Here is a 19648-nt window from a genome sequence, read left to right on the forward strand (position 1 = left end):
AGAACGAGACAGAACAGGAATGACTATGCAGTTCTCCAAGATTGCCGTAGCTACCGCTACCTCCGCAGCTTTAGCTTTGAGCACCATAACCGCCCCCGCCGCCGTGGCTGATGATTCTGAAGCACCGCGCGGTGGTAGCGCCATGTGGACCTATGACGCGATCATGACCGGAACCATGGATGCCATCGCCACTTCCCACCGCCCAGGGTCGCATCCCACCGAAGACTTCGGACTGGATCTGATTCTGTTCGCCCCAGTGGCCTTGCTCATGCTGCCACTGCAAAAGCTAGCTGAGGCCGAAGTGCACCTGTCCAGCCAATTCGGAATATAGCTGCGTCGCGATAAACGAAAACACGTTTCCCCGCGCTGCATGTTCAGCGCGGGGAAACGTGTTGTAGCCGGGATAGTTTTCCCGAAGGGCTTAATACTTAGCCCTTAGGACGCTTAGCCCTTAAGCGTCCGTCAGGGAGATAAGGCCGTAGTCGAAGGCGTGGCGGCGGTAGACCACGGACGGCTTGTTGTTCTCCTCGTTGATGAAGAGGTAGAAGTCGTGGCCGACCAGCTCCATCTCGCTGAGTGCATCATCCACGGACATCGGGGTAGCCGGGTGCTCCTTGAAGCGCACAACCTGGCCCGGGCGAACGTCCTCGACCGTCTCTGCGTACGGATCGATGTAGCGTTCTTCCTTACCCGGCTTAGCCGCTTCAGCCTCGGCGACCAGCTCGGCAGCAATCTGACCGGTACCCTTCTGAGCGCGGTGGCCGGACTTCACGTTCTCGCGGCGCACCTTTACCTTGCGCAGGGAGCGCTCCATCTTGCCCAGAGCGGTCTCGAGTGCCGCGTAGAACGAATCTTCCTTAGCCTCAGCGCGGGCGATGTGCCCCTTGCCGGTAGCGGTAATCTGCAGGCGCTCTGCCTCAGACTCGCGGCGCGGGTTCGGCTCGTGCTGCAGCTCCACGTGGAAGAAGGTCAGGGTCGGATCGAGGCGCTCGATCTTGGCTAGCTTTTCAGTGACACGTTCCTGGAAGTGCTCCGGAACCTCCACGTTACGACCGGTGATGGTGACCTGAGCGTTGGTCTGCTGGGACATGTAATGCCTCCCTTTACTCGTGGGGACTGAATGACTGCACATTCTGCGGACCTCATTCAAGCCTGTGATTCGGGGCTTAGTGTCCGCTTCCCTGTGACACCCCTCATGCTACCACTGGTCATAACCAACGGGTTTACTGGCCCCCTCTACAGACGCTTGATGTCGCTCCACCCTACGCGTCTGCCAGGGCAATCGCCCCCGCCACGTCACCCCCGACGGCCCACACGCGAGCTGCGCTGGCGCGGAGTGTCGCGCCGGTCGTGATGACGTCGTCGACAAGCAGCACGCTGCGCCCCGCCAACGTACGGGCGGCCGGCAGCAACCGCACGGCACTGCGCATATTGTCTGTGCGCTCCGCTGCGTTGAGCTGCGACTGATCCGCACTGCCTTCGGCCGTCATCAAGGCATTAACCACGTCCCAACCAGGAAGCCGAGCAGTCGCCGCCTGGCACAGCGCGGTCACCGGATCACCACCACGCTTGCGGGCCGACGACGCCCGTGTCGGGGCGGGCACCAACAGCGCGGTCTCCGGAATGTCGCCGCGGGCGCGCAGGTAGTCGATGCCAGCGGCAAGCACCGCGCCTAAGTGCGCGCGCACCGCCTGGTGCCCGCGTTCCTTCATCGCGATGATGACCCCGCGGCGAGTATCGGAATACGGTCCGAGCGCCCACGCCGGAAACCCTAATGGCTGCGGACGTTCCACGCGGCGCGGAATCTGGCGCAGGTGGTGCTGGCAAGCAGCGCACAGCACGCCACCCGCAGAGGTCTCACCCCCGCACCCGGCGCACGGGCGCGGCAGGAACAGCTCCATGAGCGCGGCGGTGGCCTCACCTATCCCCCGATGTTTCGGCATGCACCCAACTCTAGCCTGACTCCTGAGCTGTCCTCTAGCGCGCGATAATCGGAGAGGAACGCACTCCCTGCAGGCCCTCCACCTCGCGCCAATAAGAACGCTCGGATCCGCCCGTGGGCAGCTGCAGAAGTGCATGCGCATCGGTGACGTAGAGCGTCGACGGCGAAGAGGCCACCGCGACCACGGGTGCGGTGATATTTCCGGTGGGCAGTGTGGTGGCCGAAGATCCGTCTTGCTCGATGCGCCACACCGGAGAGCTCGACGCCGAGGTACCCACGAGCAGGGAGCCGTCTGTCTGCCACTCCACCGACAAAGCAGAGCCGGCCAGCTCTGGGCCCACCTGGTGAACGTTGACGATGCGCCGCTCACCCGACGTCGCGCGGGCAACCACACCGGTATAAATGCTGCCATCGATAATCATGGCGATACGCGCTCCCGTCAGGGACAGCCGGATGACGGAGATTTCGCCTTCCACGTTCTCTAATGCGGAGGTGTCCACCTCCGCGGTGCTCAGCTCGCCGGTGGCCGGCGAGCGTGTCACGCGGACCACGTGCTTGCCGTCGACGACGGTCCACGCCACCTGTCCTCCCACCTCGAAGGTGGGGCGGGCTAAAGTTTCACCCTTGACCGAATCCTTGAGCTCGTGGCCGAGCTCGCCCATCGCCAGCTGTGACTCCTTCTCAGAGCGCTTGCGTACCGCGGCGACCATGCCCTCATCGGAGACGTCCGCGGACTGGATATCGTGAATCTGCCCGGCCATTCCCTGCACCTCGGTGCTGCCTTCACCTTTAACCTCGAGGAGTGAGCCGTCATTGACCGCGTAGAGCTTAGGCACGGACTGGGCAGCCACCTCTGGGTTGAACTCAGCAAAGTCATCGATGGTCATTTCCTCCATGCCGTCGACAAGCGGGCTGCCATCGATGGTGGCGCGCACTGATTTCGTGATCTCTGCGTTGTTGAGGGTCCAGACCAACTGGGCGGCGAACTTGAGGCGCTCCTCCTGGGTCATTCCTGCCATCCCGCTGAACTCGTAGACGCCATCGTTGATTCCCAAGAAGGTAGCGTCCTTGGGGCTTAAGGTGGACGTCGCCGGCGCGATATCGGAGGACGGCCCCTGCAGCAGCAGGGTCACTAGCTCCGAGGCGATTGACTCCTTCCCCGAATAGAGCCAACGACGGTCCGCCACCAGCAGGCGTTGGGTTGTATCGAAAAAGTACAGCGACTGCGGCCGGTAGCGGTTGCGCAGTTCGGTGCGCTCAATCACAGCACCAGTGGGCAAATCCGTGATGCGCCATTGCCCATTGAACTGGCGCAGTCGGACGGTTGCTTCGATGCGCGAATTATCGGGGACATAAGCCCCGCCATTGGCCAAACGGCCAATAATATTGCCGCGGACCGAGTATTCCAGGTCGCCGTCTTCCATATTGGACGTCACGAGATCGATGGAATCCACCACCAGAACGGTATCCGTGGGGTCCCAGGAATTAGCTATATTCGTCGAAAGGAAGGTGCGGGCGGCGGCGTAGTTACCGGTGGGAATCGCCACCGCCGAATAGAAGTCACGCACGAGGAGATCAGGCTCGCTATCTGTACGCGGTTCGACGACAGCATCGTCTGCCCGGTCATGCGGTTCGAAAGTCCCGATCACTTGCGGATCCGTGTTGTTCGGCAAGGTCGAGCACCCGACGAGGGCTATGAGCGCAACGCAGCTGAAAACTGCGAGTGGGCGGCGGGCCGGCATCATCGCTGGGCCTCCTCCTCGAAATCAGGAACGGTGTTGTGATTGAAAGGCGTGTCCACGCCACGGGATTCGCGCTCTGAAGGCCACACGATTCCTGTGTCCGAATCACCTTTCAACACGGGCATGTCCGGCTCCGAGGTCAACTCGAGCGCGGATTGTTCTTCTGCCTCGACCTGCCCCGGTGCACCTGGGACCTCCAAAGCGATGGGCTCGGACTCTACCTTCTGGTCTGGTGTGCGGGGCAGGATAAGGCGGAAGCGCGAGCCCACGCCAAAGTAGCCAATAGCGTCCAACGTACCGCCGTGCAGCACCGCATCCTCGCGGGCGATGGCAAGGCCCAGACCGGTTCCGCCAGAATGGCGTTTACGGGAAGAGTCCGCACGCCAGAATCGGTTGAACACCAACTCCTCCTGGCCCTCCTTGAGGCCAACACCGGAGTCGGTGACTGCGATACCGACGGCGTCCTCCGTCGCCCCGATATCCACGGTGACGGGGTTTCCCTCAGAATGGTCGATGGCATTCGCGAGCAGGTTGCGCAGGATGCGCTCGACACGCCGTGAATCGCATTCGACGGCCACGGGTTCCTCCGGAATATGAACGATGACGTCCACGTCGAGCTCGGCGGCGAGGTGTTCTACCTGACTCAACGCGGAGTCTACGCAGGAGCGAATATCGATGGAGGCCGTGGACAGATCCGCCACGCCCGCATCGTGGCGAGAGATCTCCAGCAGATCCGCCAGCAAGTCCTCGAAGCGATCCAGCTCCTTGATAAGCAGCTCCGCCGAGCGCTTGGTATAAGGGTTGAACTCATCCGCGTCCTCCGCGATGACATCCGCCGCCATGCGCACCGTGGTTAGCGGCGTGCGCAACTCGTGCGACACGTCGGAGGTGAACTGCCGTTGGAGATCGCCATACTCTTCCAGCTGGGCGATTTGCTTGGAGAGCTTATCCGCCATGTCGTTGAAGGAGGAGGCAAGGCGGCCCATCTCATCATCCGAGTTGACCACCATGCGCTCACGCAGGTGACCGGCGGCAAAGCGCTGCGCGATACGCGAGGCAGAGCGAATCGGCACGATCACCTGCTGGGTAGCCAGCCACGCGATGCCCACGAGGAGAACCACGACGACCACTCCAGCAGCGGAGAGCAAACCACGCATGAGCGCCATCGTGGATTCCTCAGATTCCATGGACAACACGAGGTAGACCTGGGTATTCGGGATGTCGCTTTCAATGGGCGTGCCCACCATCAGTGCGTTGTAGGTAGCCCCCGATTGCTGGTCCACCGTGGCGTACTGCTGCACGACTTGGCCCTGACCGACGAGCTCCCGCATGCCATCGGGGATGCGGTAACCCTCCGGTGAGGTGGTGGCTGTGCCGTCGGAGTTCTCCACAAGGATGACCGGCTCGTACACGGCCTGGGCATCGGGTTGCTGTGCCGACATCTGCCCCAGTGCAGCGCGTGCGGAGTTGATGCGTACCTGCGTTGAGTTAGCCGTTCCTGTCGCGTCAATCTGTTGCTCCACGGCTACGCGGGCGCGGTCGAGCTCTTGCAGCGCGGTGTCCTCTTTCTGGCTCACCAGCTGCTGCGTGAGCACCGACACCAGGGCGTAGGCCAGGATGATCATGACCACCGTGGAGGCCACCAGCATCATGCCCAGCACGCGTGTCTGCAGGGACGTACGCCAGCGCTCGACGATGCCATCCCGGGCTCGCGCTAACCAACCAAAAATAGCGGCAGTCCTTTACTCGGCGGTTTTTCCAGTCTTGTACCCCACACCGCGCACGGTGAGGACGATGTGTGGATCCTCCGGATCGTGCTCAATCTTGGCGCGCAAGCGCTGAACGTGCACGTTGACGAGGCGAGTATCCGAGGCATGGCGGTAACCCCAAACGGATTCGAGCAACGCCTCACGGGTGTGGACCTGCCCGGGCTTGCGGGCCATTTCCAAAAGGAGGTCGAACTCCAGCGGGGTCAACGAGATTTCCTCGCCGCCCTTGCGGGTGACGGTGTGCTCAGGAACGTCGATCAGCAGGTCCCCTACCTCGATGATCTCTCCGGAGCCCCCGTCGATCCGACGCAGGCGCGCACGGATGCGGGCGATGAGTTCCTTGGGCTTGAAGGGCTTGGTGATGTAGTCATCCGCCCCCGATTCGAGGCCGAGAACCACATCAACGGTGTCCGTCTTCGCGGTGAGCATGACGATGGGCACAGAAGACTCGGTGCGGATGGCACGGCAAATATCGACGCCGTTCATGCCCGGAAGCATGAGATCCAACAGGATCAGATCTGGGTCGTGCTCGCGGAAGGCCGGGATGGCCTCGTTACCATCGTTGACGGCAATAGGTTCCAGCCCCTCTGCCTCGAGCACGATGGTGAGCATTTCGGCGATTGCCGGGTCATCATCCACGACCAAGATTTTCGGTGCCACGTTATTGTTCTCCTACAAGCTCCTTGACAGCTTGGATAATCATATCGGCATCCGCGGTGGCGATCCACTGCCCAGCCCACTGCTGCTGCGCTAGACGACGGTAAGCAGCGGCCGTGCGGGCCTGCAGCCCCGCATCCCGCTCATAGCGATCGCGATGGCGCCCCTCATCCTCCGCCGCCCGGGCTACGGCGCGCTGGCCGGCGACTTCGACGTCAGTGTCCAAGAAGATCTGCAACTGTGGAACGGGAAGGCCAAAACGCTCGAATTCGAGCTCGTAGACCCAGTCAACGATGAGCTCCCCGCCCACCCTTGCGGCGGAGTAGGCCGCGTTCGACGCCACGTAGCGATCCAGGATGAGCAAGGAGTCTGCGGATTCGGCGGCAGCGAGCAGCTGTTCCTTAGCACCCCACCGATCTAGGGCAAAGAGCGTGGCCATCCCGTAGGCCGAATCGGTGAGATCTCCCATGCGCCCGTAGAGCGCTTCCTGCGCGAGCTGCGCGTGCACGGAGTCTTCGTAGCGCGGGAAGCTTAAGACCGAGACCTCGCAGTCGAGCTCTTCCCGCAGACGCTGGGTGATGGTGTTCTTTCCCGCACCATCGATTCCTTCAATACTGATCAGCATGCTGGCGTACTAGGAAAGCGCCTCGATGAAGGGCTCGAGGTCGTAGTCCTCCTCGACGCCTTCGAGCAGCTCGAGGGCGTGCTCGTTGAGGTTCTCGCTCCCGGAACCGGCCAGATCACGAATGAATGGGTAGTCCTCAACCACCTCCCCGGCGCTGAACGGGGCGCCCGCCCAAATCGCGGCGATCGTGGCCGCCGCCAGCGCGTTGCGTTGCTCGTCCTCGGTCTGATCCTCACCGGAGACCGCCAGGGCGCAGGCATCATCGACCGCGGCAACGATCTCTTCGTCCTCAAGGTCTGCCAGTTCATCCAAGAAGTCGACGTTGACTTCGTCGGCGAAGATGTCCTCATCCCATGAGCTCATTGTTTCTCCTTCATCTTTACGCGAATAGGGGTTTATGTTGGGGTCTATTTTCTTGTGTCCACGGTGGGTCAGTGTGGCGTCGTGGGGCGCGCCCACCGCCAAGCCGCTATCTAATCCAATTTCTACCATTCTTTAGGCGCCCTTATGCAAGGCTTCGGCCAATGAGCCCGTTTTATTACAGCTGCGCCACAGTTCCCTGTAATACCGACCTGCCTGCATTGTGGAAAGAGGTATGAACAGGGGTTATTGCCCAGGCCATTTACTATCCCTATATTCGTGCTATCGTTGTTACCGACTTGTGACCTTTGTGCAGTTAGGAGAGCGCCCCGCATGACGAGCAGTCCACGCCGCATCCTCGCCTTCGTGGCGGCCGGCCTCCTGTGTGCCGTCGCCGTGGGCGTCGCGGTGTGGCGCATGAGCGCACCCGAATCCGTCGTGGCTAAGCCCTCGGCCGCCACCGCGGTGTCCAGCACAGCCACCACGTCCTCATCAGCGACGCACTCCTACACCACCACGGCTTCTCCGACGACCACCCAGTCGAAGGACTCGCACACGCCGGTTGCTGCGCCGGCAGAGGATCCGTACTTAGCGCCGAACGCCGTTGTCAACAACACGGAGCCCGCTGGCCCCACGGCCGTCTACCGCCCGGATAACGTCTCCTCGCTGCAGAACCAGCAACCGCAGGCGACACAGAACGCACAGAACCCGCAGAACCCGCCGGCACCGGTTGCTACCACCCCAGCGACGGCTCCCTCGACTGACCCGTCCACGGCCTCCGAATCCGTGGCACCTGGCTCTACCCCGCAGCACACCGAGCCAACGCCACCGCCGGCCACCCTGGAGCCGCAGACTGCCGCACCGCAGGATTCGGCCCCACAGGAATCCCGCGGGGAACGCGAGCACAACCCCCAGTTGACCGAGCAGCAACCCACCGAGGCCCCTATATCCCCGCAGGGCGAGGACTCCCCTAAGGCTTCTGATTCCTTCATACCGCAGCCGGCCGGGCTCGCCCAAGAAGCCCCGAAGCCTGAGGCCGAGCCTGACTCCGTTACGGAACACCGTGAGCCGACCGAAGCCGAGCAAAAGCAGTGGGACGAGTCTGCTCAGCACGGCAACGAGGCGCTAGAGTCGCTGGCGCGTGAATCCGAGGCGCACCGAACCAATGCGGCCCCCACCCCGGCAGCCCCAACGGATGACGTCCCCGCCGCAGAGGAACCGTCCGCAGAAACCCCCACCGCCGTTAAGCCGGGCGAGAAACCCATGGAACCCGCCGCCGAACCGGCAGCGGTGCATCCTTAAAGGTGCACCTCTAAAGGTGCACCTTAAGCTCTAGACGCGAGCGACAAATACCTCCGCGCCTTCGGCCTTCGCGGCACGGATCGTGACGGCTGGGTCGCTGGCTGGAATCCATGCTGCGTGGCCAGCGCTAAAGTCCACGCTCTCCCCCTCGTCGTTGCTCACCGTGGCCGCGCCAGCGGTGCACAGCAGGATCATCGGGCCATCGCTGTCTACCTCGGCGGAGTCCGCACCCGAAAGCTCCACGCGGTCCAGCAAGAATTCCCCAATCGGCACCGGGTAGGCCCACGCCGTGGCGCCCGTAATGCTGCCTGTTGCTTCCTTTTCAGCTGCATCTGCGTGCGCTACTTGCTCCACTCGCGGATCCTCTGCCGCCTGATACGTCAGGACCTTGACCAGTTCAGGGACGTCAACGAACTTCGGGGTCAGGCCGCCGCGCAGCACGTTGTCCGAGTTGGCCATGATCTCCACGCCCAGACCAGACACATAGGCGTGCAGCTGTCCGGCGTCGAGGTAGATCGCCTCACCCGGCTGCAAGACGATGTGGTTCAGCAGCAGCGCGCCCAGCACGCCGATGTCCCCCGGGTACTGCTCGTTGATCTTCGACACGGTCCCCATCACGGTAGACATCCACGGCTCACCGGCTTGGCTTTCGCGCAGGCGCTCGCCCGCGGCTACCACCGCGCTGATAAGCTCCTTGCGCTTAGCGCTGGGGATAGTGATCCACGTGGTAAACAGCGCGCGGAGGCTGTCGCCTTCAGCAGCGGGGTCCGGATCGAGCATGCCCTCGTAGTGCGCGAGCTCTTCGCAGTCCAAAGCCGCGAAGAGGCTGCGGGTCTGCGAGAGGGGGCGGAAGCCCGCCATGGCGTAAAACTCTGTGAGTGCCACGATGAGCTCCGGCTTGTGGTTGTCATCCTTGTAGTTGCGGTTGGCCGCCGTGAGTTCGATACCCTCCGCGTTCTCGCGGGCAAAGCCTTCCTCGGCCTGTTGCTTGGACGGGTGCGCCTGCAGCGACAGCGGCTCGGCGGCAGCCAGGATCTTCAACAGGAAGGGCAGTCCGGCTCCGTACGTTTCCGCTACCCGCTTCCCCAGTTGTCCTTGTGGATCCGCGGCGATGATCTCATCCAGCTTCTCGCCATCCACCGTCGAGGGATCAGCCGGGTGCGCGCCGAACCACAGCTCAGCCACCGGGCTAGTAGCTTCCGGCTCGCCGAGTAGCGTCGGAATCAGCGTGCGCGAACCCCACGAGTAGTTGCGGGCAGCGCTGGTGAGCAACTTCATTGACTTCCTCTGTTTCTATTTCACGTCGTAGGCGGTCGCGGCATAACTGCGCGTAATCAGCTGCAGCGCGCGGGCCAATTCCCCACAGGAGGTGTCGGCGCTCGCCGCTGCGAAAGAATGGGGAAGGTTCGCCTCTTCCTGTCCCCATAAAACAACTCTCAAGGGTACCAAAGGGTCTTCCGATTCAAACGGGTCATAAAAGATATCCGTCGGAGCGGTCTGCAAGATTGGCCCTAAGCCTTCCGCATCAACAACGGTCCCACCCAGACCGTGGGCCGCCCACAACGCGCCGGCCATGCGGGCAACAAGCGCGCCGAGGTGTACGCGCGTGCGCTCTTCTGACAGCGCATAGGGATCGGGCCCGCTGCTGTGGATGACCCGGCCGCCGTCCACGAACTCACGCAGAGCGCGGCCAGGATTCGTCATGGAATCGCGCTGCGGGGACAGCGCTTCCAGCTCACGGTCCACGGCATCGGCGACGTCCTCCACGCGACGAGAAACGAGAACTGGGTCTTCGCTCAGCACCGCGTACACCGCGTGCACGGCTGTAATCACGCGCACCGGGGAGATACCTTCGGCGGTGGGCAAAGTGTCTATGACGATGGTGTCTTCGGGCGCGTCCTCAATCTCATTGAGGAGGACGGTCGTGGCACCCCGGCGCGCAGCAGTATGCAGCGCGCGCTCCACCCACGGGCTATCCCCCGCCACCACCACGACGTCGAGGGCACCAGTAAAGCGCGGCAGTGATTCGCTGACCATGATGGGGACTTCAGCGGGCTCAGCTAGGCCCACAGCAACGTGAGCGGCAGCGCGGGAAACTTGGTCGGCGGCAAGGATGACGAGGCTTCGCGGACGGAGTCCGCCCAGCACGCGAGCAAGCTCCGGCACGGATGCAGCCACCACGCGCGCTTGGGCGCCTTCGTGGGCGATGTCAAAGAAGCCCACGGTTTCGGGGTCATAGGAAGTCATAGGCCCGAGCATAGCTAGGATGAGTGGCCATGAGCATTCATCCGGTAGTCCTTGTTGGCGGCGGCCCTGGCGCGTGGGATCTCATCACCGTGCGCGGCATGCGAGCACTGCAGGAAGCCGATGTCGTCGTGGCCGATCACCTCGGCCCCACCGCCCAGCTAGATAAGCTGTGCGATATTAATGCCAAGGAGCTTATCGACGTCTCCAAGATCCCCTACCGCGCCCAAGTGGCCCAGGAGCGTATCAACGAGATTCTGGTTGAGAACGCCCGCCAGGGGCGCCGCGTGGTCCGCCTCAAAGGCGGGGACCCGTATGTGTTTGGGCGTGGCTTCGAGGAGCTCACGGCGCTTACCGAAGCGGGTATCCCGGTGGAGGTCGTCCCCGGGGTGACCTCGGCGGTCGCGGTGCCCGCCCTGGCGGGCACTCCGGTGACGCACCGCGGCGTCGTTCATGCCTTCACTGTGGTCTCCGGGCACCTGCCGCCCGGCCACCCCAAGTCCTTGGTGGATTGGGCAGCACTGGCGCAGTCCGGGGCTACCTTGTCCGTCATCATGGGCGTCAAAAACGCGGCCGCCATCGCCGCTGCGCTGATCGACGCCTCCCTCTCCCCCCACACCCCCGTGCGCATCATCCAGGAAGGCTCCCTCGATGGCGAGCGGGCCTTCAGCTGCGAGCTCGCGGAGCTGGGGGCCACCATGGAGGAGCACTCGGTGGCTCCCCCGGCGGTCATCGTCATCGGTGAGGTTGCTGGGCTCTAGCCCCGAGTTCTACTCAACTCCGACGCGCTCTTCCTCCGATTCCGCGGAGCTGCCTGCATGGGCGCCCTCGCGGCCAGTTGGCTCCGTCGTTTCAACGACACGACTGCCACCGCGTTGCTGCGAAGCAGCATCCCCCTCCGAGCTCTGTGCAGACCGGGCCCGGCGCTGGTTCGCCCAGACCGTGAGAGCAACACCGAGGACCAGCGCAGCGACCTGCAGAAGAAGGATCTGCTGATGCGCCAGCGCCCACCCTAGGGCCTTCGGAATGTTGAGCGTCACGATAGCCGTGCCCACGAAGCCTCCAAGGAGCGTGGGGTTAATGCGGGAGATGAGCCACGCCGCAATCGGTGCGGTGATCATCCCACCGATAAGCAACGCTACAACCGCGGCAGCGTTAGCCACGATCTCCTCCCAGAGGCCAACGATGAAGCCCGCCGTGGCGCCAAAAGTGACGAGGAATTCTGCGGTGTTGACGGTGCCGACGATGCGCCGCGGCTGCTCGCGGCCGACCGCCATGAGCGTCGAGGTGGAAATCGGGCCCCAGCCACCGCCGCCCGAAGCATCGACGAAGCCTCCCACCACGCCGAGCCCCGCGAGAAAAGGAGTGGAGTGCTGTCGGGTCTCCTGCGATGTACTGATCCGTGGGCGTGAGAAGCGCCAGACTAGGTTGATGCCGAGGACCACGAGAATAGCGGAGGTCACGGGCGCGGCAGCCTCGAGCGAGAGGTTAGACAGAACCGTCGCTCCAATGAAGGCCGACAAACCTCCCGGCACGCCGAGCTTGAGCACCGTGGGCCAATGCACGTTGCCAAAACGCCAGTGGCTGATTCCCGAGACCAAGGTGGTGCCTAGCTCCGAGGTGTGCACCACGGCGGAGGCCGTCGCCGGTCCCAAACCCGCCAGCAGCAGGATGGTGGTGGAAGTGACGCCGAAGCCCATGCCGATGCCGCCGTCGACAAGCTGCGCGGCAGCACCCGCAATCGCGATGAGGATGAGGCTACGCATGGGCCACCTCCGCATAACGGTGGGAAACAATGCCGGCGAGCGCCTCACCCAGCGGAGGGAGAACCTGCCGGGACTCCCCGCCCCTGTGCCCTGCATCCTCGTCGAGGCGATCTAAGAGCAGGCCGGGGCTCACAAAGAGTGGCACGACGACCTCCTGATTGCCATCTGAGCCAACGGGCTCGCGCTCACCGCGCGTGGCATAGGCGACCTTCGCCGTGCAACCGGCAAGCTCGCCGACACGACGCGCTAAATCAGCGACGGCGGCGTTGGCACGCTCATCGGAGGAGCCGACAGAATAGACGACAACGGTGTCTGTCCCCTCGGGAACGCGCTCAGCCAGCAACCGCGCCATGTCCTCGCCGGTACCGAGGCCACGGGCTTGATGAAGGCGCACTCCGGACGCCACAGAGGCCTGGGCCAGAGCGGCAGGAACGTCGATGCGCTGGTGGTAGCCCTCGGTAAAGAGCAGAGGCACAACGACCGCCTCGCGTACCCCTTGCGCTGCTAGGCTGCGCGCCGCCTCATCGAGCGGCGGGTCATTGAATTCCAAGTGTGCGGCGGTAGCCGGCACCCCGGCTAGCTCGCCAGCGGCGTGGGTCAGGGCCATAACGTTCGCTGCGGCCTCGGGGTGGCGTGAGCCGTGAGACAGGGTTAGTAAAGCAGTAGTAGCGGTCGGGGCGGTCATGGTGTGTTTCCTTAAGTGTGAGCTTTCGCGGTGGAGTGGCCGCGGCGAGCGAGAGAGCGCTGCAGCGCCTCCGCGGAGGAGACCGCCGGCGCAGGCGCTACGGGGGCATCGTCTTGGCCGTGGAAGCGTACGGAAAAGATGCGGAGGCATTCTTCGCACTTCCAGGCAAAATCATCTTCCTCATCGGGAAACAGGTTTGTTCCGGCGCAGTAGGGACAAAAGGCTGGGTGGTTACGGTTGGGGTTGGGCTGGCGGCGGAAATTCACTGCAGGTCCTCCTCGTCCGCGCGCAGGACCCAGTGGCGGAACTGTTCGCCGTCTTCGCGCTGCTCCTTATATTTATTGACCAAGCGGATGACGTAGTCGGGCACTTCGTCGGCCACCACCTTGTGTCCGCGCAACTTGCGGCCCCAGTCCGGGGATAGGCCGAGGGCACCGCCCAGGTGGACCTGGAAGCCTTCGACGCGGTTGCCATCGGCATCGGTCACGATCTGTCCCTTGAGGCCAATATCCGATACCTGCGAGCGTGCGCAGGCGTTGGGGCAGCCGTTGAGGGCGACGGACAGGGGGACGTCGAGATCGCCGAGGGTATCTTCCAGGATGTCGACGAGCTCGATGGCGCGGGCCTTGGTGGTCACGTGCGCGAGCTTACAAAACTCCAGCCCGGTGCAGGAGATGACGCCGCGGCGGAACTCCGAGGGTTTTGAGTACAAGCCGGTCTCATCCAAGGCGCGGGACAGGGCAGGGATATCCTCTTCTTCCACGTCGAGGAAGAGAAGCTCCTTCATCGGAGTCGTGCGGATGCGGTTGATTCCGAATTTCTCGGCCACGTCGGCGATGGCGATGAGCTGCTCACCGGTGGCATGCCCCACGGTGGGCTTGACGCCCACGTAGAACTTGCCGTCCCGCTGGCGGTGCACGCCGAGGTGGTCGCGGTTGCCAGGGGCGATGGGGAGCGGGAGGCCGTCGAGAAGCGGCGCGTCCAGATACTCCTCTTCTAAGACCCTGCGGAACTTCTCAATGCCCCACTGCGCCACCAAGAATTTCAGGCGCGCGCGGTTGCGGTTTCGGCGGAAGCCATAGTCACGGAAGATGCGAGCCACACCGGCCCATACTTCTGGAACACGCTCAAGCGGAATCCATGCCCCGAGGGATTGCGAGAGCATCGGGTTGGTGGACAGGCCTCCGCCCACGAAGCAGTCGAAGCCCGGCCCGTACTCAGGGTGCTCGGTGCCAACAAAAGCGATGTCCTGGATTTCGTGCGTCACGTCCTGCCGGGAGTTGCCAGAAATAGCGGTCTTAAACTTGCGTGGGAGGTTGTGGAACTCCTCGCGCGGGAGGTAGTCATTCTTGATCTCCTCGATGGCCGGGGTGGCGTCGATAATTTCGTCAGCAGCCACTCCCGCTACCGGTGAGCCCAGGATGACACGGGGGACGTCGCCGCAGCCCAGCAAGGTATCCAAACCAACAGAGCGCAGTTTCTCCCAAATGGCGGGGACATCCTCAATCTGGATCCAGTGCAGCTGGATGTTCTGGCGGTCCGTAAAGTCCGCGGTGGAGCGCGCATAGTCGCGCGAAATCTCTCCTACCGCGCGCAGTTTGGCGGGATCCGCGCGGCCTCCGTCGAAGCGCACGCGCATCATGAAGTACTCATCCTGCAGCTCGGTATTGCTGAGCTTGGAGGTCATCTCCCCGCCCAGGTTCTGGTTGCGCTGGGTGTACAGGCCCAGCCACTTGAAACGGGGAGCGAGATCCTCGGCGGGGATGGAAGAAAATCCCTGCTTGGAATAGATATCGATAACGCGCTGGCGCACGGCCAGGGCATCGTCGGCCTGCTTGATCTCCTCGTCGGAGTTCAGCGGCGCGGTGCCATCAATCTTCCACTGGCCTTCTGGCTTCTTTGCGCGGGCTGGTCGCTTCGTCGCGGTGGTCATAATCTGCTGCCTTTCGTCGGTTAGTGAAAACCTACCGGTCTAGCTAAACCAGACAAAGCGGTCTTTTTTATTTTCTTCCGAATATGCAAAGCACGCTGGGTTTATGCCACAATGTTCTCCGAATGTAATTAGGCCTAGTTGCCCTACAGCAGACAAGCCGGTTCAATGAAACCCACGCTTGTTTTAAAACTAAGCTTTCGTTAGTTACCACAACATTCCGAAAGGCCATCATGACCCAGCAGCCCCTGAAAGTAGCCGTCATCGGCGCCGGCCCAGCCGGCATCTACGCCTCCGACATCCTGGTGAAGAAGACCGGCGGCAACGTTCAGATCGATCTCATCGAGCAGATGCCCGCCCCCTTCGGGCTCATCCGCTACGGCGTGGCTCCGGACCACCCGCGCATTAAGGGAATCATCAACTCCCTGCACCGCGTGCTCGACACCGAACAGATTCGCCTTCTGTCCAACATCAACGTGGGCCGCGATGTCACCGTCTCCGAACTCGAGGAGTACTACGACGCCATCGTCTTCGCCACCGGCGCCGTCGGCGACTTGGGCATGCAGATCCCAGGCTCTGATCTCGAGGGTATCCACGGTGCGGGCGAATTCGTCGGCTTCTACGACGGCAACCCACGCTTCGAGCGCTCCTGGGATCTCTCCGCCACGGACGTCGCGGTAATCGGCGTGGGCAACGTCGGCCTCGACGTCGCCCGCATCCTGGCCAAGACCGGCGATGAACTCAAGGAATCCACCGAGATTCCCGACAACGTCTACGAGTCCCTGGCCAAGAACCAGGCCACCACCGTCCGCGTCTTCGGCCGCCGCGGCCCGGCTCAGGCCAAGTTCACCCCGCTGGAGCTCAAGGAGCTCGACCACTCCCCGACCATCAACGTGGTGGTGGACCCGGAGGATATCGACTACGACGAAGCCTCCCTCAAGGCCCGCGAAGAGGCCAAGTCCTGCGACCTGGTGTGCCAGACCCTGGAAGGCTACGCCATCCGCGAGCCGAAGGACGCCCCGCACACCCTGCAGATCCACCTCTTCGAGCAGCCGGTGGAGTTCATCGGCGAAAACGGCAAGGTGACTGCCGTGAAGACCGAGCGCACCGCACTCAACGGCGATGGTTCCGTCTCCGGCACCGGCAAGTTCACCGAGTGGCCGGCTCAGGCCGTCTACCTGGCTGTGGGCTACCGCTCCGATGCCATTGAGGGTGTCCCCTTCAATAAGCAGAAGAACGTCATCAACAACGACGGCGGCCACGTGATTGACCTCGACGGTGAGGTCGTGCCGGGCCTGTACACCACCGGCTGGATCAAGCGCGGCCCGGTGGGGCTTATCGGCAACACCAAGTCCGATGCCACGGAGACCATCGGCATGCTGCTTGCCGACGCCGAAGCAGGCAACCTCTCCCACACCCGTGACGAGGACATCGTCGAGCTCTTCGAGTCCAAGGGCCTTGAGCACCTGACCTGGGAGGGCTGGAAGAAGCTCGACGCCGCCGAGCGCGCCCTGGGTGAGGCCGAGGGCCGCGAGCGCAAGAAGTTCGTCGAGTGGGAAGAGATGGTCAACCACTCGCGCGACTAAGCCGGCTCGACCCAAATTAAAACTGCCCTATCTGACGAAGTTATCGCTCCCGCCGCAATGAACGCGGGAAAAATCGTCAGATAGGGCAGTTTTTCTTCAAGGAATTAGTGTGAAGGCACGTGCCTTCACGCTAGGCGCGGATGATGGCGAGCACCTCGTCGACGATGGTCTGCACCTCGTCAGCGGTCTTGGCCTCAACGTTGAGGCGCAGCAGCGGCTCAGTGTTGGAGGCGCGGACGTTGAACCACGCGTCGGTGCCCTTCAGCTGTACGGTCACGCCATCGAGTTCGTCGACGGACTCAATCTTGTCCGCCAACTCATCGAGCACGCGCTGCGTTGTAGCCTTCTGGTCATCCACGGTGGAGTTGATCTCCCCCGAGGCCTCGTAGCGTGAGTACTGCGCCATGAGCTCGCTCAGTGGCTTGTCCTGCTCACCCAGAGCAGCCAGTACGTGCATGGCAGCGAGCATGCCGGAGTCCGCATTCCAGAACTCCTGGAAGTAGTAGTGCGCGGAGTGCTCGCCACCAAAGACCGCCTTCTCCTTGGCCATCTGGGCCTTGATGAAGGAATGGCCCACGCGGGTACGCACGGCCTTGCCGCCCTTCTCCGCGATGAGCTCCGGAACGGTCTTGGACGTAATCAGGTTATGGATGACGGTGGCGCCGGGGAACTTGTCCAGGTAGCGCTCCGCCACCAGCGCACAGATGGCGGACGGCGGCACCGGCTGGCCCTTCTCGTCCACCACGAAGCAGCGATCGGCATCGCCGTCGAAAGCCAGGCCAATATCCGCCTTCTGCTCAACGGTGAACTTTTGCAGATCCACTAGGTTCTTCGGATCCAGTGGGTTGGCCTCGTGGTTGGGGAAGGTGCCGTCCAGCTCAAAGTAGAGGTCACGCACGTCGAAAGGCAGGCCTTCAAAGACCGCCGGGACGGTGTGGCCACCCATGCCGTTTGCGGCGTCGACAGCCACGACCAGTGGGCGGGAGTTCTCCAGCGGCACCAAGCCGCGCAGGAAGGCAGCATAATCGCCGAGCACCTCGCGCTCAGTCACGGTGCCTGGCTCGCCGTCGAAGGCCGGGGTGCCGTCGATCAGCATGTCCTTAATCTGCTCCAGGCCGGTCTCCTGGCCCACCGGAACAGCACCCGCGCGGCACAGCTTGATGCCGTTGTACTTAGCTGGGTTGTGGGAGGCGGTGAACATAGCGCCCGCACAATTCAGGTGGCCAGCAGCAAAATACAGCTCATCGGTCGACGTCAGGCCGAGCTGGATGACATTGAGGCCCTGCGCGGCAGCGCCCTCCGCAAAAGCGGCGGCCAGCTGCGGGGAGGACGGTCGCATATCGTGGCCTACCGCCACGGTGGTCTCCCCTTCTTCACGGAGGATGGCGGCGAAGGCCGCGCCGGTATCGCGCACGAGGGCGTCATCGATATCCTCGCCCACGACGCCACGGACGTCATAGGCCTTGATCACTGCATTGAGCTGTTCACGAGTTCGCATAGCCCACAAGCATACCCCGGTCGGACGCGGTGATCCGCGTCCGACGGGCTACTCGGCGTCCGGCACCACCGTCAGGTGTGCGCGGCGGCGCTGGCGGGCGTCGTGGACGCGGCGTGTACGGAACACAGGGTGATTCGAGTTCCGCGGATCGGCGCCGTCGAAGGTAGCGGAGTAGTCAATGGGATCGGCACCGGAGCCGGCTGTGGAATCATCCACCAAGCCAGTGGTCACTCGCCCGGCCTCCCGGACGGCTTCGGCGAGCGCTGTGAGGTCATCATCCTCATCAAGCTCGATGCGATCAACACGCACCATCTCCCAACCTTGCGGGGCGGTGATGCGGGCGCTGTGCTTTTCGCACAGGTCCCAAGCGTGGGGATCGGTTTCTTCGGAGAGCGGACCCACGACGGCGGTTTGCTGCGCGTAGGCATAGGTCAACGTCGCCACGGCGGGACGGCCGCAGCCGGGGCGGGAGCAATGGCGAGAGCTAGTCACGCGCCCAAGTCTAAACCCTAACTTGAGATTTAGATAGTCCAACGCGGCGCGCCTCGCCACAACCCTCCTTCAGCCCGGCCTAAACTAAGCCGCATGAGCACGCCCCGCCCGCATATCCGCCCGGCCCGCCACCGCCACGGCCGCGGTGCACGTGGGCCGCTGCTGCCACACAACACGCCGCGCTATCGCAGCAGCGCCGAGCGCTTCGATATGGCGGTGCTCGAGGCCTACGCCCCCATCCATAACGCTTTTGCTGAACAGCTCACCGGGCTCGACCTTGCCGTTGATACCGTGCCCCGGATGCGCCTGTCGGTAGACATGACAGTCATGCCGGATGAGATCATCGCCGACGGCCCCGTTCCACTAGGGCGCATCGTGCCTGCGGGCGTGGATTCCGCCGGTCAGCCTACGCGCGCCCGCCTGGTTATTTTCCGCATGCCCATTGAGGAGCGCGTGCAGTCGGCACAGGAGCGCGAGGAACTGCTATCGACCGTGCTTACCGCACTAGTGGCCAATTACCTGAACGTCGATCCCGGAGACATCGATCCGCGCTTTACCTGGTAAACCACTCCTGAAAACCCATCGCTCCCCCTCACCGCTGGGACTGAGGGCCCAAACGATAGGGGGAGCGATGACGCTGCACTACTAGATCCGCTGCGCTTAACCGATCTCACGCTTTAATCGGCGGCGCTCACGGTCTGACAAGCCGCCCCAAATTCCAAAGCGCTCATCGTGCTCCAAAGCATATTCGAGGCATTCATCCCGCACTGCACAGGCCTGGCAAATGCGCTTAGCCTCGCGCGTCGATCCTCCCTTTTCTGGGAAGAAAGCTTCCGGGTCCGTCTGGGCGCACAGCGCCTGGTCTTGCCACTCCTGCTCGACGGCACCAAAGAGTTCATCGAGCGACATCTCTGCAGCAGCACCGCCACGGAGAATAGCGCTGTTATTCGTTGTATTGTCCACGCCGCTTCCTTTCTCCGAGGTCGTTTCTCTCTTGATTCAGTGGCACCGACCCTACACCGAAACAATTTCTCGGTGCCGCGCCCGCCG

Annotated in this window: 21 protein-coding genes; 5 read left to right on the top strand and 16 right to left on the bottom strand. The window is 63.0% G+C overall.

All coding sequences use genetic code 11. The features are described from left to right. Positions 1-19: 19 nt before the first annotated feature. On the top strand, positions 20-331 hold the full coding sequence (locus HMPREF2807_RS09370) for a hypothetical protein (RefSeq protein WP_141761697.1): 312 nt from the start codon (positions 20-22) through the stop codon (positions 329-331). Positions 332-451: 120 nt separating this feature from the next. On the opposite strand, the gene hpf is transcribed toward HMPREF2807_RS09370, so the two are convergent. The 7 genes from hpf to HMPREF2807_RS09405 all read right to left on the bottom strand — a co-directional run bounded on the left by hpf (position 452) and on the right by HMPREF2807_RS09405 (position 7098). Next, a complete protein-coding gene (gene hpf / locus HMPREF2807_RS09375; protein ID WP_046647448.1) occupies positions 452-1090 on the bottom strand; it encodes a ribosome hibernation-promoting factor, HPF/YfiA family in 639 nt (212 codons plus the stop codon). Positions 1091-1262: 172 nt separating this feature from the next. Beyond that, entirely contained in the window at positions 1263-1943 is a 681-nt protein-coding gene (locus HMPREF2807_RS14220; protein ID WP_070512214.1) for a ComF family protein, read from the bottom strand. Between the two features lie 34 nt (positions 1944-1977). Then, on the bottom strand, positions 1978-3687 hold the full coding sequence (gene lpqB / locus HMPREF2807_RS09385; protein WP_070512217.1) for an MtrAB system accessory lipoprotein LpqB: 1710 nt from the start codon (positions 3685-3687) through the stop codon (positions 1978-1980). Continuing rightward, positions 3684-5357: an MtrAB system histidine kinase MtrB gene (gene mtrB, locus HMPREF2807_RS09390; RefSeq protein ID WP_304440002.1), complete on the bottom strand. Its 1674-nt coding sequence runs from the start codon at positions 5355-5357 to the stop codon at positions 3684-3686. Before mtrB ends, lpqB begins: the two co-directional genes overlap by 4 nt. 69 nt (positions 5358-5426) lie before the next feature. Beyond that, entirely contained in the window at positions 5427-6113 is a 687-nt protein-coding gene (gene mtrA, locus HMPREF2807_RS09395; RefSeq protein ID WP_046647444.1) for an MtrAB system response regulator MtrA, read from the bottom strand. Position 6114: 1 nt separating this feature from the next. Beyond that, positions 6115-6735 carry a dTMP kinase gene (locus HMPREF2807_RS09400; protein ID WP_070512220.1) on the bottom strand — a complete coding sequence of 207 codons (621 nt, stop codon included), beginning with the start codon at positions 6733-6735 and terminating at the stop codon, positions 6115-6117. 9 nt (positions 6736-6744) lie between these two features. Continuing rightward, positions 6745-7098 (bottom strand): DUF4259 domain-containing protein, encoded by a 354-nt coding sequence (locus tag HMPREF2807_RS09405; RefSeq protein ID WP_046647442.1) that lies wholly within the window; start codon positions 7096-7098, stop codon positions 6745-6747. A gap of 330 nt (positions 7099-7428) precedes the next feature. On the opposite strand from HMPREF2807_RS09405, the gene HMPREF2807_RS09410 reads away from it, so the two are divergent. Further along, positions 7429-8397 carry a DNA-directed RNA polymerase II gene (locus HMPREF2807_RS09410; protein ID WP_070512223.1) on the top strand — a complete coding sequence of 323 codons (969 nt, stop codon included), beginning with the start codon at positions 7429-7431 and terminating at the stop codon, positions 8395-8397. 30 nt (positions 8398-8427) lie between these two features. On the opposite strand, the gene manA is transcribed toward HMPREF2807_RS09410, so the two are convergent. After that, the gene (gene manA, locus HMPREF2807_RS09415; RefSeq protein ID WP_070512226.1) at positions 8428-9675 is read right to left on the bottom strand and encodes a mannose-6-phosphate isomerase, class I; all 1248 of its coding nucleotides are present in this window, start codon (positions 9673-9675) and stop codon (positions 8428-8430) included. Between the two features lie 15 nt (positions 9676-9690). Next, positions 9691-10644 (bottom strand): exopolyphosphatase, encoded by a 954-nt coding sequence (locus HMPREF2807_RS09420; protein WP_232751659.1) that lies wholly within the window; start codon positions 10642-10644, stop codon positions 9691-9693. Between the two features lie 29 nt (positions 10645-10673). On the opposite strand from HMPREF2807_RS09420, the gene cobA reads away from it, so the two are divergent. Continuing rightward, on the top strand, positions 10674-11402 hold the full coding sequence (gene cobA, locus HMPREF2807_RS09425; protein ID WP_070512234.1) for a uroporphyrinogen-III C-methyltransferase: 729 nt from the start codon (positions 10674-10676) through the stop codon (positions 11400-11402). A 9-nt stretch (positions 11403-11411) separates the two neighbouring features. Here the strand turns inward: cobA and HMPREF2807_RS09430 are convergent, their stop codons facing one another. Genes HMPREF2807_RS09430 through HMPREF2807_RS09445 form a run of 4 tightly spaced genes read right to left on the bottom strand, consistent with a single transcriptional unit; the run spans position 11412 to position 15025 of the window. Continuing rightward, a complete protein-coding gene (locus tag HMPREF2807_RS09430; protein WP_070512237.1) occupies positions 11412-12407 on the bottom strand; it encodes a sulfite exporter TauE/SafE family protein in 996 nt (331 codons plus the stop codon). Beyond that, on the bottom strand, positions 12400-13092 hold the full coding sequence (locus HMPREF2807_RS09435; RefSeq protein ID WP_070512241.1) for a sirohydrochlorin chelatase: 693 nt from the start codon (positions 13090-13092) through the stop codon (positions 12400-12402). The genes HMPREF2807_RS09430 and HMPREF2807_RS09435 overlap by 8 nt, the downstream gene beginning before the upstream one ends. An 11-nt stretch (positions 13093-13103) precedes the next feature. Beyond that, positions 13104-13358, bottom strand: a complete 255-nt coding sequence (locus HMPREF2807_RS09440; RefSeq protein ID WP_049156060.1) for a hypothetical protein — start codon at positions 13356-13358, stop codon at positions 13104-13106. Continuing rightward, positions 13355-15025 carry a nitrite/sulfite reductase gene (locus HMPREF2807_RS09445; RefSeq protein WP_070512244.1) on the bottom strand — a complete coding sequence of 557 codons (1671 nt, stop codon included), beginning with the start codon at positions 15023-15025 and terminating at the stop codon, positions 13355-13357. The genes HMPREF2807_RS09440 and HMPREF2807_RS09445 overlap by 4 nt, the downstream gene beginning before the upstream one ends. Positions 15026-15255: 230 nt before the next feature. Here HMPREF2807_RS09445 and HMPREF2807_RS09450 point away from each other — a divergent pair, with 230 nt between their 5' ends. After that, a complete protein-coding gene (locus HMPREF2807_RS09450; RefSeq protein WP_070512245.1) occupies positions 15256-16608 on the top strand; it encodes an FAD-dependent oxidoreductase in 1353 nt (450 codons plus the stop codon). A gap of 130 nt (positions 16609-16738) precedes the next feature. Here HMPREF2807_RS09450 and HMPREF2807_RS09455 read toward each other — a convergent pair whose 3' ends face one another. Next, positions 16739-18106 (bottom strand): phosphomannomutase/phosphoglucomutase, encoded by a 1368-nt coding sequence (locus HMPREF2807_RS09455; RefSeq protein ID WP_070512248.1) that lies wholly within the window; start codon positions 18104-18106, stop codon positions 16739-16741. A gap of 48 nt (positions 18107-18154) precedes the next feature. Further along, the gene (locus HMPREF2807_RS09460) at positions 18155-18598 is read right to left on the bottom strand and encodes a DUF3499 domain-containing protein (RefSeq protein WP_080975101.1); all 444 of its coding nucleotides are present in this window, start codon (positions 18596-18598) and stop codon (positions 18155-18157) included. Between the two features lie 93 nt (positions 18599-18691). On the opposite strand from HMPREF2807_RS09460, the gene HMPREF2807_RS09465 reads away from it, so the two are divergent. Then, a complete protein-coding gene (locus HMPREF2807_RS09465) occupies positions 18692-19162 on the top strand; it encodes a metallopeptidase family protein (protein ID WP_070512251.1) in 471 nt (156 codons plus the stop codon). 96 nt (positions 19163-19258) lie between these two features. Here HMPREF2807_RS09465 and HMPREF2807_RS09470 read toward each other — a convergent pair whose 3' ends face one another. After that, on the bottom strand, positions 19259-19507 hold the full coding sequence (locus tag HMPREF2807_RS09470; protein ID WP_005528147.1) for a WhiB family transcriptional regulator: 249 nt from the start codon (positions 19505-19507) through the stop codon (positions 19259-19261). Positions 19508-19648: the final 141 nt, after the last annotated feature.

It is taken from the genome of Corynebacterium sp. HMSC074A09, assembly GCF_001811545.1.
GTDB classification, from domain to species: domain Bacteria; phylum Actinomycetota; class Actinomycetes; order Mycobacteriales; family Mycobacteriaceae; genus Corynebacterium; species Corynebacterium hiratae.

Coding starts and splice junctions, on each gene's coding strand:
- HMPREF2807_RS09370 (WP_141761697.1), top strand. CDS start 20: ATGACTATGCAGTTCTCCAAGATTGCCGTAGCTACCGCTACCTCCGCA.
- hpf (WP_046647448.1), bottom strand. CDS start 1,090: ATGTCCCAGCAGACCAACGCTCAGGTCACCATCACCGGTCGTAACGTG.
- HMPREF2807_RS14220 (WP_070512214.1), bottom strand. CDS start 1,943: ATGCCGAAACATCGGGGGATAGGTGAGGCCACCGCCGCGCTCATGGAG.
- lpqB (WP_070512217.1), bottom strand. CDS start 3,687: ATGATGCCGGCCCGCCGCCCACTCGCAGTTTTCAGCTGCGTTGCGCTC.
- HMPREF2807_RS09400 (WP_070512220.1), bottom strand. CDS start 6,735: ATGCTGATCAGTATTGAAGGAATCGATGGTGCGGGAAAGAACACCATC.
- HMPREF2807_RS09405 (WP_046647442.1), bottom strand. CDS start 7,098: ATGAGCTCATGGGATGAGGACATCTTCGCCGACGAAGTCAACGTCGAC.
- HMPREF2807_RS09410 (WP_070512223.1), top strand. CDS start 7,429: ATGACGAGCAGTCCACGCCGCATCCTCGCCTTCGTGGCGGCCGGCCTC.
- manA (WP_070512226.1), bottom strand. CDS start 9,675: ATGAAGTTGCTCACCAGCGCTGCCCGCAACTACTCGTGGGGTTCGCGC.
- HMPREF2807_RS09420 (WP_232751659.1), bottom strand. CDS start 10,644: ATGACTTCCTATGACCCCGAAACCGTGGGCTTCTTTGACATCGCCCAC.
- cobA (WP_070512234.1), top strand. CDS start 10,674: ATGAGCATTCATCCGGTAGTCCTTGTTGGCGGCGGCCCTGGCGCGTGG.
- HMPREF2807_RS09430 (WP_070512237.1), bottom strand. CDS start 12,407: ATGCGTAGCCTCATCCTCATCGCGATTGCGGGTGCTGCCGCGCAGCTT.
- HMPREF2807_RS09435 (WP_070512241.1), bottom strand. CDS start 13,092: ATGACCGCCCCGACCGCTACTACTGCTTTACTAACCCTGTCTCACGGC.
- HMPREF2807_RS09445 (WP_070512244.1), bottom strand. CDS start 15,025: ATGACCACCGCGACGAAGCGACCAGCCCGCGCAAAGAAGCCAGAAGGC.
- HMPREF2807_RS09450 (WP_070512245.1), top strand. CDS start 15,256: ATGACCCAGCAGCCCCTGAAAGTAGCCGTCATCGGCGCCGGCCCAGCC.
- HMPREF2807_RS09455 (WP_070512248.1), bottom strand. CDS start 18,106: ATGCGAACTCGTGAACAGCTCAATGCAGTGATCAAGGCCTATGACGTC.
- HMPREF2807_RS09465 (WP_070512251.1), top strand. CDS start 18,692: ATGAGCACGCCCCGCCCGCATATCCGCCCGGCCCGCCACCGCCACGGC.
- HMPREF2807_RS09470 (WP_005528147.1), bottom strand. CDS start 19,507: ATGTCGCTCGATGAACTCTTTGGTGCCGTCGAGCAGGAGTGGCAAGAC.